Origin of the sequence: Clostridium sp. YIM B02551 (genome assembly GCF_022324735.1) — a bacterium.
GTDB lineage: Bacteria > Bacillota > Clostridia > Clostridiales > Clostridiaceae > Clostridium_T > Clostridium_T paridis.
Genome location: NZ_JAKGTF010000001.1, coordinates 210052 through 224789, shown reverse-complemented (window position 1 = coordinate 224789; position 14738 = coordinate 210052). Strand labels below are relative to the sequence as shown.

Genomic DNA, 14738 nt, shown 5'->3' with positions numbered 1-14738 from the left:
TTCTACGGAGGTAATGAGAATGAGTGATAACACTTCTAATACATTAGATTTAAAACAAACAGTTGGATTCTTTTTATTTGATTGTTTTAAAAAAGAAGGTATTACAGAAATCTTTGGAGTTCCAGGAGATTACAACCTTTCTCTTTTAAATATCTTAGAAAAATATCAAGATATAGATTTTATAAACTGTCGAAATGAATTAAACGCTGGCTATGCTACAGATTCATATGCAAGAATAGGGAATGGGCGCATTAATAACAACTTTTGGGGTTGGAGAACTAAGCGCTTGCAACGCTATTGCGGGTTCGTATTGTGAAAGTGTACCAGTTATTCATATAGTTGGGGCTCCAAAAACCATGGTACAACAAGAACATAAACAAATGCATCACACTTTACTAAATGGAGACTTTGATGTTTTTAGAAAGTTATCTGAAAACATTACGGAATATAATGCTGTAATAACACCTGAAAATGCTACGCTAGAGATACCCTTAGCTATTCAAAAAGCAAAGGAAAATAAAAAGCCTGTTTATTTATTATTCGCAACAGATATTGTAAGTAAGAATGTAGTTAAAAGACCTATAAATTTAGAAAATAAGCAAACTAATCAAAAAAATTTACAAGCTGCTATAAAGCATATAGATCAAATGCTTAGTGTTGCAAAAAATCCTCTGCTTATTTCAGGAACTTTTGTATCAAGATATAATCTTCAATCTCAAGTTGAACAAATTGTTCAAAAAATGAATTTACCTGTAACAACTATGATTATGGGAAAAGGTTCTTATGATGAAAGTAATAAGAATTACATAGGACTTTATGCAGGTGGTCTTGGAAGTAAGGATGTTAAAAATATTGTTGAAACCTCTGATTGTATTTTGTCAGTTGGTACAAAATGGTCTGACTATAATACAGGTGCTTTCACTGCAATGCTTAATCCTTTAAATATTATTGATATTCAACCCTATTATGTTACGGTTGGTGTGACAGTATATGAAAATATCCTAATTAAAGATTTGTTAGATGGTCTATTATCAAAAGTTGACATTAAGGTATCTTCAGTACCAACTGCAACTTTCCCATATACAGAAAATCATGCTTCTCTAGGTGATGATATTTCTTCAAAATATTATTACCCAAGATTTCAATCTATGTTTAAGGAAAATGATGTTATTGTTGCAGACGCAGGTACCTTCCAATTTGGAATTGCAGAATTAAGACTTCCCAAAGGTGCCACCTATATAACGCAAGGTGGATGGGGAAGTATAGGTTATGGAACACCTGCTGCCTTTGGTGCTTGTATTGCTGATAAAAATAGAAGAGTCATTTTATTTGTTGGCGATGGTTCAAATCAAATGACTGTTCAAGAATTTAGTTCAATTTTATATCATAATTGCAAACCAATAGTCTTTCTAGTAAACAACAAGGAATATACCATTGAAAAATATCTTAATATCAATGAAAAACAAACTCATTATAACGATATACCTATATGGGATTATTCAAAACTCATAGAGGCTTTTGGCGGGAATGCTTATACAGCTAAGGTATATACAAATAAAGAGTTAGATGAAGCTATAAAACAAGTAGAGTTACAATGTCAAGATCGATTCTGCTTTATTGAAATATACGCTCCTCAAATGGATGCCCCAGAGATAGTGCATAAAATGACTAATGTTCTTGAGCAAATGAAGTCTTAGTTATATATATTATATTTAAAAAGAACTCTAATATATTTTAGAGTTCTCTTTTTTGATTTTGAATTAAATATATTAAAATTTCTCAAATTCCTCTTTTATTTCACTTAATATTTGAGTGTAGCTGCGAATCCCTTCTACGTCATCTGGACTTATAGCTTCAGAAACTACAGGAAATTCATCAATGAAATTAAGAATCTTTTTCTCTTTTAACCCAGCTTTTCTCAATGCCTTAACTAAGGAGTCTTTATCAGTAGTCCAAACTTGTACATATTTAAAGGTTGTTATATATATCTCATTTAAAGTATTATCATCATAATAAGCTATTCCAAATTCACTAAAGCCATCATTAGATAATTCAAATTCATATTTGCTAAATAATTCGATTATATTCTTTTTATCTGAAATCTTACTTAATGTAGGTTTTTCCCCTTTAAATCCAATTAATCCATAAGCCTTATCTCCTATAATGCTATCAGATAAACTTATAAATAGACTCCATAATTTATCAATATCAATATTTATCTCTGTGAAATGCGTAAATTTTTTATCACTTACTTCCACTAACTTGTAACCTTGAACTATATTAGCTGAATCTCTTTTTTTATTTACTTCTTCAACAACATATCCCTTTGGATATTCATCGTCTCTTGGTATTCTTATTCCCAGTGGCAGTTTGTATATGCCCATATCTTAACCTCCATAATTTATACTTTTGCCTTACCCTTATGCTTTATCTTATACCATATTATGGATAATAGTTAAAATATTTTACTACCTAAGTGATAAATTATAAAAAGAACTCTGAAAAGCTCAGAGTTCTCATTAAATTGCTATTAAGTTTATTTTGGACAATTAATTTGCCACATAACTCCAAATTTATCTATTAGCCCACAATGACATGGACTGAAAAATGTTGCAATTGGCTCCATTATAATTTTTGAACCATCTTTCATTTTATTAAATGTTTCTTTAACTTCTTCTGGATTTGATAACTCTACTGTGAAAGATATCTGATTTCCATTTGTAACTTGTGCTGGATTATGGTCAGCAATATGAATCTTTGTACCTTTTATGTCAACTTGAGCATTCATTATTAAATCCTTTTGCTCAGGACTTCCTGCTCCTACGCTGCCATAAGTAATTAAATAATCAGTCGTAGCTCCAAAAGCTTCACTATAGAACTCAATTGCTTCTTTACTATTTCCCTTCATTACAATACGTGGTGTTATTTTCATAATCAACATCCCCTTTCAATAAATATTTCTATTCCTTATTTCCTGTTTCAACAAAACTTTTTAATGCATTAAGCTTCTTATCCCAGAATCTTTCATAGTATGAAAGCCAATATTTAAGTTCTTTTAATGGTTCTGGTTGAAGAGTATATCTAACTTCTCGCCCTACTTTTTTTGTAGATACAAGTCCTGCTTCTGCTAAAATATTTAAATGTTTAGAAACTGCTGTACGACTTATTGGAAATTGGTTACTTATTGCTGTTACTGGCAATTCCTTGTCAGCTAACAAACTAATTAATTCTCTTCTAGTGGGATCTGCAATTGCTTGAAATACATCATGCTTATGATAAGTATTTACCATTATTATCACCCATTTTTCGTTTTAAACCTTCTGATAAATAACCCCATCCATCATACATAATCTCACGAAGCTGCATATTTTCTTCAGACCAACCAGAGTGAACAAGAGTAAATTCAGTTTTATCATCAATCTCTTTTAGTTCAAATGAAACATATTGATCTAAATTATTACCACTCCATGTAAATCCAAGCTTATATGGAGGATTTAATTCCTTAACTATACAATGGCATATTCCATCCCAGTCCCCTTTAGGTTGTGACTTAAATGTAAACTCATATCCTAATATAGGCTTAAAATTATTGGGCATAAGCCATGCTTCAAGCCCCTCTTTTGTTGCTATCGCATCCCAAACTTTATTTATATCTGCTTCGATTACTACACTACGAACTATATCAGGTAATTTTTTACTTGATTTTTTCACCAAAAATAATACCTCCTTTTTGAAAATTGTACAACCATTTGGTTTCATAATTATAATATAACACCTTTTGGTTGCATGTCAATATTATTATTTTATTTTCACGTTAATAAAGCAAAAATGGAACAGACTATTAAGTTAAATTAGTATATATTATAATTACCACGTGGAATAAAGAGGTGAATTGTATGAAGTATAAAGATGTAATCTTTAATAGTTTTAAATATATCGAAAAAAATATTAAAGAAGTTTTAACAGTTGATATCATAGCAGGTGCCATGGGTTATTCTCCCTATCACTTTTCACGCATTTTTAAAGCTGAAGTGGGTGTCTCGCTAATGGAATATGTTAAGGAAAGACGTCTTATTAACGCTTCGAAAGACATATTTTCAGGAAGAAGGATTCTTGATGTATCAACAGAATATGGTTATGAAACACATAGTGGCTTTTCTAAATCATTTAAGAAAAAATTTGGATTTTCTCCTTCTATAATTCACGCTATTTATCTGTCAATTGAATTTTCAGAAACAGGAGGTAATAATTATATGGAAAATAGTGTCGAGTTTGAAAATAGAACTCTAGAGAAAGCTAATATATTTATAAAAACAACTGAAGATTTTATTGAACCAAATGTTTTATATGATAAATTAATAAATACTGTAATAAAAAACAAACTTTTTAAAGATATAAGTATGCTTGACAAAGCATATAATGTTGCTCTAAATGCACATGAAGGACAATTCAGAAAATCTGGTGAGCCCTATATTGTCCACCCTTTATCAGTTGCTATTATACTTTCAGAAATGGGAGCAGAAGAAACTACAATAATTGCTGGATTATTGCATGATATAATTGAAGCAGATTCTTCAATTACGTTAGAAGATATTGAGAAAAGTTTTTCCAAAGAAATAGCAGATATAATCATTGAAGTATCCAAGTTTATGAATCTTAATTTTGAAGAGTTTCTTAAAAATTCTAATAATAAAGATGAGGTTATATTAATAAAATTAGCTGATCGCCTCCACAATATGCGTACAATAAAATACATGGAACCTGAAAGATGGACTGAAAAGGCTAAGGAGACCTTAGAGATTTTTTCTCCTCTAGCTGCTAAACTTGGTATTTCAAAAATAAAAACTGAACTGGATGATTTATCATTAAAGTATATGTAACATAGAATAAAGGAGGGTTCTAATCTCCTTTATCTTACAAATTCATATAAATAATTATTATATTCCTCTGTGGCATTTATTATTTTAAAGTTGCATTTATTTAGTACCTTATTTGAACCTATATTAGTCTTTAATACCTTACATGCAGTAATTCCTGTGGTTTCTGAATAACTTGAAGCCCAATCTACTAGCATATTAAGTGCTTCTGTCATATATCCAAGCCTTCTATAATTTGATGAAATGTTATATCCTACTTCTGATAGTCCTTTTTCATCTGGTATTCCTTTGAACCCAATAAATCCAATTCCATTATTGTTTGCTTTATTTATAATTAACCAATAAGTATACCATTCATGAAGATTAACATTAATATTTTTCATTTTATCTATTTTTTTAGCTATTGCAATTCTTGTTTTATCTAAAAGTGCGTCTTCTTCTATATTAAATTGAAGCTTAGAATATTCTTTCGTTTCTATATACACTAATTCTTTAATTGTTAAAGATATTAATTTTAATCTTACTGACTCCACTCCTAATTTATTCAATGTTATCCTCCTAATATTTAATTAATAGCTAACTTATACCACTATGTTAAAATCACTCAATAACTAGGAAAGGGACTATAGCATTAACAGTAAAAAAATACTGGTGCCACAGCCCTATTTTCTTTAAAGCTTCATGTATGTGTTTTTTAGTAACAATGCATCCTTTTCTACCAAAGGACCTTCTAAAATTACGCAACCTTTCGCATTAAAATCTTTTAATGCTTTTAAACACTCAATGTAATTAAAATCGCTCTCTAATACTGGAAGATGATTTCTCTCTCCTTTAATATTATAATTAATTCCGCCCATGTGTATATGAATATCTTCAATCGCATCTTTTCCTAATTCACTTAATACATATTGGAGTATATTAGCGAAATCCCCATAAGTCTTTAAACTACCATTTTCTCGTGCATGTATATGAGCAAAGTCTATACATAATTTACAGTGTTCTATCTCTTTGCATAAAGAAACTAATTCCTCAAGACTTCCAAATTGACTAGGCTTTCCAGTTGTCTCTAACCGATAATCCACGCCTTTATAAGGGAGTTTTAATAGATTTTCTTTTATAGTTTTATATGCTTCTTCTCTTGATCTTTTTAAATAAAATCCTGGATGAAAAATCAAGCTTCTACCTTTGACTTTTAATAGGCCTTCCATTGCTTTAATTATCCTATCAATTGATTGTTCTTGCTTTTCTATTTCATCTGCATTTAAATTAATGTAATGTGATCCATGGGCAGATAGATAAATATCATCTTCCAACTTAGTTTTTAATATCTCATCTCTATTTTTATCTGTGACATTTACGTTTCTTACAAAAAGAAGTTCCATTGCATCTAGTCCAATTGACTTAATATACTTCATACCAGAAGAATAATTAAATTTCTTTTTCCCATCGCCAATTGGAAGTCCAGATATTCCAAATAAAAGCTTATCCATACTCTTCTTCCTTCGTTAATAAAAATTGTTCCTGTATTATTTTAGTTTTTCAATTCTCCACCATATTAATTCATCATCTTCTTTAGATATAAATGCGCCAAGATTTCTTAAAACTCTATGTGATGCAATATTACCTTTATCTGTATCTGCAATAACTGCATTAACTTTAGGATTTTCAAACATCCAATTTACGAGTCCATTTACTGCTTCAGTTGCGTATCTATTTCTTCTATACTCCTCTTCATCAATGCCGTAACCTATAATTACTTCTCCTATTTCATTAGGAACTCCTTTAACTATTACAAAACCGATAATCTTATTATCTTCTTTATGAATAATACCCCAACAGGTTAGCCACAAATAATTTTTGGGATCCTCTAATATCCTTTTAAGTCTAATCTCCATTGCATATTTAAGAATTTTAATTAACTCTTGCCTTGCAACATTTAACCCTAAATCAAGCTGCATTCTTTTATAATCCTTTATTGCAAGTTCTAAATACTTTGCCTGTAAAGGAAATAAATATAACCTTTCAGTCTCTAAACTGTTCTCATTAAGTTCTTTTAATTCATAATTCATTTATATAGCCTCCAATAATTAATTTTGGGTATAATAAAAATACCCTGAAATAGTTTCTTAACTACTCCAAGGCTATACATTACTTCACTTTAATTACCTATATGAATGTATAATTAATAGAACCTATTTGGAGTAGTTTTTATTAATGATTTAATTTCTAATACATTTGTTATTTTTAACATGGCAACCACTCCTTTCATTGTTTACAAAAAATAGTATATCATAAATTTATTAAAATACATAGCTAATATTTACATTTTTTCATTTAAAAGAACCATATGAATATGATCTTCCCACTTACCATTAATTCTTAAATATTTGTAAGCTAATCCCTCACTATAAAATCCTAATTTTTCAACTACTCTTAGGGAGCGTAAATTCTTAGGCATTATATTAGCTTCAATTCTATGTAGTCCACCTTCATTAAACGTAATACCGATTCCTTTTCTAATTGCTTCAGTCATATACCCTTGATTTATTTCATCTTTATCTAATTTATAGCCTAGGAAGCATGAAAGAAAACCACCTCTTACAATGTTATTAAATCCTATTGATCCAATTATTCTGTTTTCTTCACCTTTTTTAAAGATCCACAATCTAAAAGAGTTTCCATTTTTGATTTCCTCTAATTCCTTATCTATAGCTATCTCTTGATACTCTTTTTCATAAAACTCATTACTCTTAATTGGTTCCCATTCCTCTAGAAAATCTTTATTTCTCAGGTAATAATCTATTACATTTCCTGCATAGCTTTTATCAATTACTTTCAAAATAAGTCTTTCTGTTTCATAATGTCCTTTCATTTATATCCCCTTACTAATCTAATTAATTTTCTTTATCTATCCAAGACATATTTGCAAATTCTTTTAGAAATCTTATTAAGAATTCTAGTTCTTCTACTTCATAGCCTTTAAGAAATTTATTAATCTCTAATTCCATCTTTTTATGTAGCTCTTCATGTAATTCATATAGTTCTTTCCCTAATGGAGTTATATTAAAAATATATTCTTTCTTATTATTTGGTATTGGCTCCTTTTCAATAAGTCCAAACTCTAAAAGTTTTCTTGTAATCTTAGAAATTGTTCCTTTTGGAACATTCATATTTCTTGAAATATTAACAGTATTAATAGAACCATATCTTCCTATAGCAGCTAAAACATGTATCATTAGTACTGTAAAATCTTTAAAATATCTAAGTAAAATTGGATTTTTACAATTTTCAATTAACCATTTCTTCTCTTCATCATCCTCAGACGCATGTTTTTTTTGCACTTCGGAAAATACCACTTTTATTTCATCTATTTTAAATTCCTTTATCTTATCAACATCTTTTTTGTATTCCACTTTCAATGCAGTTCCTCCTTTTAAATGGATTAAAGTCTTATTTAAAAGTATATCATAAAAAGAAATCTCTTTAAAGTTTCCTAGAAACTATATTGACTTCTAAAAACTTCTTTGCTATTATCGTTTCCAGGAAACTATTTAAAAAATAATATTGGAGGTTAATTATGAATACAACTGTTTATTACTTTACTGGAACAGGTAACTCCTTAAAGGTTGCTAAGGATCTAGCTAATGAACTAGGTGATACTAAGTTAATTAAAATCTGCAACGAAAATATAAATTCTCCCATTAGTAATGTATCTGAGCGTATAGGATTCGTATTTCCAGTCTACTTTCATGCTATTCCAATAATGGTTAAAGAATTTATTACAAATCTTAATATTAATAAATTCTCTTACGTTTTTGCAATCTCAACTTATGCAGGCTCTCCTGGTGCTCCTATGCATATTCTTAATAAAATATTACATAAAAAAGGAATCAAGCTTTCAGCTTCCTATAATATTCTAATGCCTGGTAATCATCAAACTTCACATGATGTTCAACCAATAAGTGAACAAAATGCTAGGTTTAAAGCTCAAGAAGAAAAGATTATAAAAATAGCAGCTAGTATAAAAAATAATGATATTATTGAGCTAAAGGAAAGTGGTAAGATTCTTACTTCATTAATTACAAACTTTATTTTCAAACCTCAAAAAGTTTACAATTTAGATAGAGATTTCAGTACTGATAGCAATTGTATTAGTTGTGGTACATGCTCTAAGGTTTGTCCTGCTAACAATATAGTGATGAAGGATGGAAAACCTGAATGGCAGCATAAATGCGAAGCATGCTTAGCTTGCATGCAATGGTGCCCAAAGCAAAGTATTCAATATAAAGAAGTTACAGAAACTAGAGGCAGGTACCATCATCCAGAAATCTCTTTAAAAGAGTTACTATAAATAAAAAAGACTTTATGTTTGCATATGTTGCAAACATAAAGTCCCTATTTATATAATTTATTGAGATATGAAATCAAATGCTTCCCAACCACTAGCTGAATCTCTATTTGCTATTAATGGATTATTTCCATAATTATCTGCACAAACATATTTATTATTAATTACTGCTTTTAATGCTTTCTTGCCATCTGGTAAAGTTTCTACATGAAAAGTTTCCCATGTACCTATTGCATCTTTATTGGCAATTAATGGACTATTTCCGTAGTTATCTGCACATACATATTTATTATTAGCTAATGATCTTAATGCTATATTTCCATTTCCAAGATCTATTTGCTCAAATTGTTCCCATAAACTTGGTGCTGTTCTATTAGCGATAAGAGCGCTATCTCCTCCATTGTCTGCAGTTACATATTTACCATTTGCTGCTGCCTTTAATGAAACAATATTATATCCATTAGCCCTTTGATATACATGAACATAATCTATTAAATATTTTTGTGGAAATACAGTTGAAGCATCTGGATACCCTGGCCATCCTCCTCCTACAGCTAAATTCATTAAGATGAAGAATGGTTGATTAAATACCCATTCGTTGTTACCAACATCTTTTGGAGTTCTAGTTTCATATAGATTGCCATCTACATACCACTTAATTACACTTGGTTCAAATTCAACTGCATAAGTATGATAGTCATTACTAAACGCTGTAGAATTTGTATATGCTGCGCCAATTCCTTTGTCAGCTGAATATCCTGGTCCATGAATTGTACCATGTACTACATTAGGTTCTTTACCTATATTCTCCATGATATCAATTTCTCCGCAATTAGGCCAACCTTTATTGGGCTGATCTATATTGCTTCCTAGCATCCAAAACGCAGGCCAAATACCTTGTCCATATGGAATTTTTGCTCTCATTTCAACTCTACCATATTTAAAATTAAAGGTGTTCTTTGTCAACATTCTTGCTGATGTATATTGAGCTCCATTATAGTTTTCTTTATTAGCTTGTATTACTAAGTTTCCTCCTTGTATATATGCATTTTGAGGTCTATCAGTATAGTATTCTAACTCATTATTTCCCCAACCTCCTGCGCCAATATCAAAGCCCCATTTAGTTCTATCTATAGGGGTTCCATCAGGAACATTAAAATCATCTCCCCATACTTGAACCCATTTGTCAGTTATAGAAGCTTTTGCTGGAATTGTATTTACTGATGCTCCAATAACTAAAGCCGAAAGTACAGTAGCAATTATTAATTTCTTCTTAATCATAATACCCCTCCTTAATTCTACTTAACTGTAATTATGTCAAATTCTTCCCAGCCACTTACAGTTGTTCTATTTACCATTAATGGATCATTTCCATAGTTTTCAGCACACACATATTGATTATTTGCCATAGATTTTATTGCTATTTTTCCATCTGGCTGAGTTATAAGCTGGAATGCTTCCCAAGCCCCTCCCACTGATGCTCTATTAGCAATTAGTGTACTTCCTCCTCCGTTTTGTGCAGAAACATATTGATTATTTGCAAGGGATTTAAATGCAACTGTACCATTTCCTAAATCAACTTGTTCGAATTCTTCCCAAGCATCATAGCTATCTCTATTTGCTATTAGTGGATTATTTCCATAATTATCGGCACATACATATTTACTGTTTACAGATGCCTTTATCGCTACAATTTTTGAAGGAGTTGGATTTGGATTTGAACTTCCTAAGTCATTCCAAATCTGCGCTATTAGTTGTCCATTATCTTGGCTATACTCCCAGAACATAGCTCCACCTAAGCCTTTACTCTTAATAAAGGAATCTTTTACAGCAATAGATTGTGGATCTTCATAGGTTACTGCAAACTTTCCATTTTGAGTTAAATATGGAGCTTGCGCTGCTGAATCCCATTGTCTAACATATCCATTTTTATTTATATAATTATTTACTAGCTCTGTATAGGTTGGCCATCCACCTGATGTAGTTCTACCATAGAAAGGCATACCAAGATTTAACTTAGCTGCTGGAACTCCAGCATTTAAATAATTATTTACAACAGCTTCGCAGCTATACCCTGATGTTGCTAAACTTGAATTATAAGTATTGGAATTCAATGTGTTTCCATTTGTGAAGTCATAGGTCATTAAATTTATATAGTCTACTATATTTTTTACATTTCCTATTTCAATCCATGAATTTACATAATCATAAGAGGCACCCGCTGCAATAGATAAGATTTTGCCAGTACCAATAGAATTTCTAATTGCTTGAAGTAATAGAGTGAAATTCTGCTTATCTGAAGGACTTCTAGCTATTATTCCTCCACCACCATCTACTGGGTATTCCCAATCTATATCTATACCATCTAAGCCATATTGATTTACATAATTAAGACAGCTTTGGGCAAAAGCACTTCTGCCAGCAGCAGTAGATGCTGCTTGAGAAAATCCATCCATTCCCCATCCGCCTACTGATAATATAACTTTTAAATTTGGATTCTTTGATTTTAAACTTGTTAGAGTTCTTAAATCTGAAGTATTATCAACCTTTATTGTATGATCAGAATTAATTGAAGCAAAAGCATAGTTAATGTGCGTTAGTTTTGAAACATCCATACTACTACTTGGAGATCCATAAATATATCCAATGACTTTATAGTTAGTAGCAGCAGATGCCTTTACATTAGGATTAACTCCTAAGGCTAGTAAAAGTGTAAAAATACTTGCTATAAAACTTGAAGCTATTTTCTTTTTCATTTTCCCATCTCCTTTTTAATAATATTTAGCTTGTCCAAAAAAATTAGTATGAGAATTTAATCACCTCCCATAGATTTATTTCAATTGATATTTAATTGAATAGCAATTAATATGCCAAAACTAAATTATGTCTTGTACGTAGTTGTTTTTTTCCTCATCGTTAAAATTTCATCTATTACTAACTAGTGTTTTATTTATATAGTTGTGTTTCGTCTTTTAGGCAATAGTGTTTTGTTATTAATAATGAAAAAACCTCAAATATTAAACACAAAATTTAAAGTGTTTAATATTTGAGGTTTCTTATATTTTAAATATACAAATTAAGATCATAACAATAGATTAAAAATATTGAAAGAATCGAAATATCTTCTTCTGAAATTATCACTCCATATATGTCTTCAATTACTTTAACGTTTTCTGTTACTATCGTAAACTCCTCTTCGTGTTTTAAAATTATATCATTTATATAACTACTTATGAAACCCTCCTTAATATTGTTCTTGTTAATTATATTATCAAAATAAATGACGATAGCTCTATAGAAATCTTCATCTAAAGCCCTATTAAAGTTTTTCTCGCAAAGTTCTACAAATTTATAAGCCGCTTTAATACATATTGGATTACAAATATTCATAATATCCATTTCATTAAATTTCATTTCTATGCTTTCTATAAAACTCCTTATATAGCCATTTAGATTATACTCAACCAAAAACTTTATTTCATAAAAATCCTTTCCTTTGCTTATTAGTTCATTTATTTTTAATTCAATTAGTTTATTAAAATCAGGTTTTACAAATGTAGTTTTGGGTAATAAGTCATCATCTTTAGGATTAAACACACAATATCTTCCAAGAGTAATTTGTATACATTCCAATATAATTTCGTATTCTATATTTTTGTATAACCCATCTCTAATATTGTCTTGGAGATCAGTGCTGTTAATTTTAATTGCTTCTCTACTTTCTGATATAAACTGTAAGTATGCTTTTGCGCATATTAGTTTAATATCATTTCTTAGTTGTCCAATATTATGATTACACCTATATGCTAATAGTGCTCTTAAAGCATTGATTGATACTATTATTTCACTATTAAATTTAACTGCTTCTTCTCTAAAAAATTTGCTGATTAATCCAAACCGTTCCTCATATGTTCTATGTGCAAGATCTGGCAATGTCAGTATCATTGGAAATCTTCTTATAAATGTTCTCAGAAGAGTTGAATCTGGGTTTTCTGTTGTTGCAGCAACAATTATTACCTTTGCTTCTCTCTCTTCATCTGTTTCTCCAAGCCTTCTAAATAATCCTTTATCCATAAAAGCAAAAAACATCTCTTGCCCTTCTGGTGGGAGTCTATGTACTTCATCAAGAAATAAAATTCCTCCATTTGCTTTTTCAATAAGTCCAACTTTATCTAAATCAGCTCCTGTGAAAGACCCCCTACTTACACCAAATAATTGACTTATTAATAATTGAGGATTATTTGCATAATCAGCACAATTAAAGGTTATAATATTCGAATCCTTGTCCATCTTTCCCATTTCAATGGCATAGCCATGAAGTAAATCTGCAAACATTGATTTACCTACCCCTGTCTCTCCGAAAATAAGCATATGCATTCCGTTGGGAGGATATAATATGGCTGCTTTAGCTTGTTGTACTGCTGAATATAAACTTGGATTTTTTCTTGCAAATTGATCAAATACTGTAACGTGTTTTATATTATTCTTCTTATGAATTGGGCTATATAACACTGGCCTTCCTTTTGTTTTACTCACTCTTCCAAATTCAAATAGTCTATTAAGGTCATTGCTTACATTTGCACGACTTAGGTTTAAACCCTCTGCAATTTCAAAAGCACTTACTCCATTACCACTATAAAGTTCTTGTAATTTTTCATAGACTGCCTCCAGCCTTCTCATAAAATTCACCCCTGTAGCATTAATAATAGTTATTAAAATTTATATACTCAGATAAAGTGTAAAAACTCGAATACTTATGAAATTTATTATATTTTATACAATTTTATAATAATTTGTATATATTTACAATATATTTTTAATTTTTACAATTAGTGATTTAACTAAACTTTTTCTTTAATTAAAAAGTCACTTACTACTAATAATAAGTGACTTTTACAAAAATTTTTCTAAGAAATATATTTTTTATTTATTTCCACTACATGCTTTAAAAACTGAACCTATTCTATCATTTAAATTAAAATATCCTGAATCCATCATAATTATAGGGTCCACTTTTAATGCATTTGGCTTTCCATTATCTAAACATTCTTCCTTTGCATATACAGATACTATTTCCCCTATAAACATAATAAAATCAAACATTGGAATGGTCTGTATTACTTTGCATAAATAATTTACAGGACATTCTTCTATCATAGGTGCTTTTCCATTTTCATCATAAAAGGATTTAAATATATTAGATTTATCAGTTTTATTTCCAGTAATCGTGCCACATAAATCTGTCTTTTCTATTAAATCAGATGATGGTATATTTACACTAAAGTAACCACTTTCTACTACACCTTTGGTTGTGTAATGCGAATTCTTCAACGATATATATAGAACTGGCTTTTGACTTACTACTCCATAAGCTCCAATAGTTGCATAGTTAGGTTTCCCGTCAACTTCTGCTCCTGCCAAAACTGTGATATATGGTCCAAAAGGGATATTGGAAATCTTCTTTTTATTCATATCTTCTCTCCTAACATATAATTTATTTGTTGCAACATGAA

The 14738-nt window shown here is 29.9% G+C and carries 17 protein-coding genes; 4 read left to right on the top strand and 13 right to left on the bottom strand.

Going from position 1 to position 14738, the window contains the following annotated elements:
• The first annotated feature begins 19 nt into the window (after positions 1-19).
• Together L1S47_RS20715 and L1S47_RS01205 are read left to right on the top strand one after the other, a co-directional pair.
• Positions 20-316, top strand: coding sequence for a thiamine pyrophosphate-binding protein (locus L1S47_RS20715; RefSeq protein WP_373689005.1), 297 nt, complete (start codon positions 20-22; stop codon positions 314-316).
• Positions 243-1697 (top strand): alpha-keto acid decarboxylase family protein, encoded by a 1455-nt coding sequence (locus L1S47_RS01205; RefSeq protein ID WP_373689004.1) that lies wholly within the window; start codon positions 243-245, stop codon positions 1695-1697. The genes L1S47_RS20715 and L1S47_RS01205 overlap by 74 nt, the downstream gene beginning before the upstream one ends.
• 72 nt (positions 1698-1769) lie before the next feature.
• Here the strand turns inward: L1S47_RS01205 and L1S47_RS01200 are convergent, their stop codons facing one another.
• The 4 genes from L1S47_RS01200 to L1S47_RS01185 form a co-directional block, all read right to left on the bottom strand.
• A complete protein-coding gene (locus L1S47_RS01200; RefSeq protein ID WP_238881663.1) occupies positions 1770-2384 on the bottom strand; it encodes a hypothetical protein in 615 nt (204 codons plus the stop codon).
• Positions 2385-2536: 152 nt separating this feature from the next.
• Positions 2537-2932, bottom strand: a complete 396-nt coding sequence (locus tag L1S47_RS01195; protein ID WP_238881662.1) for a VOC family protein — start codon at positions 2930-2932, stop codon at positions 2537-2539.
• Positions 2933-2960: 28 nt separating this feature from the next.
• Positions 2961-3290 (bottom strand): helix-turn-helix transcriptional regulator, encoded by a 330-nt coding sequence (locus L1S47_RS01190; protein WP_238881661.1) that lies wholly within the window; start codon positions 3288-3290, stop codon positions 2961-2963.
• A complete protein-coding gene (locus L1S47_RS01185) occupies positions 3271-3711 on the bottom strand; it encodes an SRPBCC domain-containing protein (protein WP_238881965.1) in 441 nt (146 codons plus the stop codon). Before L1S47_RS01185 ends, L1S47_RS01190 begins: the two co-directional genes overlap by 20 nt.
• Positions 3712-3896: 185 nt before the next feature.
• Here L1S47_RS01185 and L1S47_RS01180 point away from each other — a divergent pair, with 185 nt between their 5' ends.
• Positions 3897-4880: an HD domain-containing protein gene (locus L1S47_RS01180; RefSeq protein ID WP_238881660.1), complete on the top strand. Its 984-nt coding sequence runs from the start codon at positions 3897-3899 to the stop codon at positions 4878-4880.
• 29 nt (positions 4881-4909) lie between these two features.
• Here the strand turns inward: L1S47_RS01180 and L1S47_RS01175 are convergent, their stop codons facing one another.
• The 5 genes from L1S47_RS01175 to L1S47_RS01155 form a co-directional block, all read right to left on the bottom strand.
• Positions 4910-5425, bottom strand: coding sequence for a GNAT family N-acetyltransferase (locus L1S47_RS01175; RefSeq protein WP_238881659.1), 516 nt, complete (start codon positions 5423-5425; stop codon positions 4910-4912).
• A 123-nt stretch (positions 5426-5548) separates the two neighbouring features.
• Complete coding sequence (locus L1S47_RS01170; RefSeq protein ID WP_238881658.1) at positions 5549-6367, bottom strand: TIM barrel protein; 819 nt, start codon at positions 6365-6367, stop codon at positions 5549-5551.
• A 36-nt stretch (positions 6368-6403) separates the two neighbouring features.
• Positions 6404-6946, bottom strand: coding sequence for a GNAT family N-acetyltransferase (locus L1S47_RS01165; protein ID WP_238881657.1), 543 nt, complete (start codon positions 6944-6946; stop codon positions 6404-6406).
• A 251-nt stretch (positions 6947-7197) separates the two neighbouring features.
• A complete protein-coding gene (locus L1S47_RS01160) occupies positions 7198-7749 on the bottom strand; it encodes a GNAT family N-acetyltransferase (protein ID WP_238881656.1) in 552 nt (183 codons plus the stop codon).
• 22 nt (positions 7750-7771) lie between these two features.
• Positions 7772-8290 (bottom strand): MarR family transcriptional regulator, encoded by a 519-nt coding sequence (locus tag L1S47_RS01155; RefSeq protein WP_238881964.1) that lies wholly within the window; start codon positions 8288-8290, stop codon positions 7772-7774.
• A gap of 164 nt (positions 8291-8454) precedes the next feature.
• Here L1S47_RS01155 and L1S47_RS01150 point away from each other — a divergent pair, with 164 nt between their 5' ends.
• Positions 8455-9228 (top strand): EFR1 family ferrodoxin, encoded by a 774-nt coding sequence (locus L1S47_RS01150; RefSeq protein WP_238881655.1) that lies wholly within the window; start codon positions 8455-8457, stop codon positions 9226-9228.
• A 57-nt stretch (positions 9229-9285) separates the two neighbouring features.
• Here L1S47_RS01150 and L1S47_RS01145 read toward each other — a convergent pair whose 3' ends face one another.
• The 4 genes from L1S47_RS01145 to L1S47_RS01130 form a co-directional block, all read right to left on the bottom strand.
• Entirely contained in the window at positions 9286-10506 is a 1221-nt protein-coding gene (locus L1S47_RS01145; RefSeq protein ID WP_238881654.1) for a family 16 glycosylhydrolase, read from the bottom strand.
• A gap of 17 nt (positions 10507-10523) precedes the next feature.
• Positions 10524-11981 (bottom strand): glycosyl hydrolase family 18 protein, encoded by a 1458-nt coding sequence (locus tag L1S47_RS01140; RefSeq protein WP_238881653.1) that lies wholly within the window; start codon positions 11979-11981, stop codon positions 10524-10526.
• 307 nt (positions 11982-12288) lie between these two features.
• Entirely contained in the window at positions 12289-13905 is a 1617-nt protein-coding gene (locus L1S47_RS01135) for a sigma 54-interacting transcriptional regulator (RefSeq protein WP_238881652.1), read from the bottom strand.
• A 243-nt stretch (positions 13906-14148) separates the two neighbouring features.
• A complete protein-coding gene (locus tag L1S47_RS01130; protein ID WP_238881651.1) occupies positions 14149-14697 on the bottom strand; it encodes a flavin reductase family protein in 549 nt (182 codons plus the stop codon).
• Positions 14698-14738 lie beyond the last annotated feature (41 nt).

Bases quoted from the DNA above. Each gene is read 5' to 3' on its own strand.
- L1S47_RS01150 (WP_238881655.1), top strand. From the start codon at position 8,455: ATGAATACAACTGTTTATTACTTTACTGGAACAGGTAACTCCTTAAAG.
- L1S47_RS01135 (WP_238881652.1), bottom strand. From the start codon at position 13,905: ATGAGAAGGCTGGAGGCAGTCTATGAAAAATTACAAGAACTTTATAGT.
- L1S47_RS01140 (WP_238881653.1), bottom strand. From the start codon at position 11,981: ATGAAAAAGAAAATAGCTTCAAGTTTTATAGCAAGTATTTTTACACTT.
- L1S47_RS20715 (WP_373689005.1), top strand. From the start codon at position 20: ATGAGTGATAACACTTCTAATACATTAGATTTAAAACAAACAGTTGGA.
- L1S47_RS01190 (WP_238881661.1), bottom strand. From the start codon at position 3,290: ATGGTAAATACTTATCATAAGCATGATGTATTTCAAGCAATTGCAGAT.
- L1S47_RS01170 (WP_238881658.1), bottom strand. From the start codon at position 6,367: ATGGATAAGCTTTTATTTGGAATATCTGGACTTCCAATTGGCGATGGG.
- L1S47_RS01200 (WP_238881663.1), bottom strand. From the start codon at position 2,384: ATGGGCATATACAAACTGCCACTGGGAATAAGAATACCAAGAGACGAT.
- L1S47_RS01195 (WP_238881662.1), bottom strand. From the start codon at position 2,932: ATGAAAATAACACCACGTATTGTAATGAAGGGAAATAGTAAAGAAGCA.
- L1S47_RS01145 (WP_238881654.1), bottom strand. From the start codon at position 10,506: ATGATTAAGAAGAAATTAATAATTGCTACTGTACTTTCGGCTTTAGTT.
- L1S47_RS01160 (WP_238881656.1), bottom strand. From the start codon at position 7,749: ATGAAAGGACATTATGAAACAGAAAGACTTATTTTGAAAGTAATTGAT.
- L1S47_RS01180 (WP_238881660.1), top strand. From the start codon at position 3,897: ATGAAGTATAAAGATGTAATCTTTAATAGTTTTAAATATATCGAAAAA.
- L1S47_RS01165 (WP_238881657.1), bottom strand. From the start codon at position 6,946: ATGAATTATGAATTAAAAGAACTTAATGAGAACAGTTTAGAGACTGAA.
- L1S47_RS01205 (WP_373689004.1), top strand. From the start codon at position 243: ATGGGCGCATTAATAACAACTTTTGGGGTTGGAGAACTAAGCGCTTGC.
- L1S47_RS01130 (WP_238881651.1), bottom strand. From the start codon at position 14,697: ATGAATAAAAAGAAGATTTCCAATATCCCTTTTGGACCATATATCACA.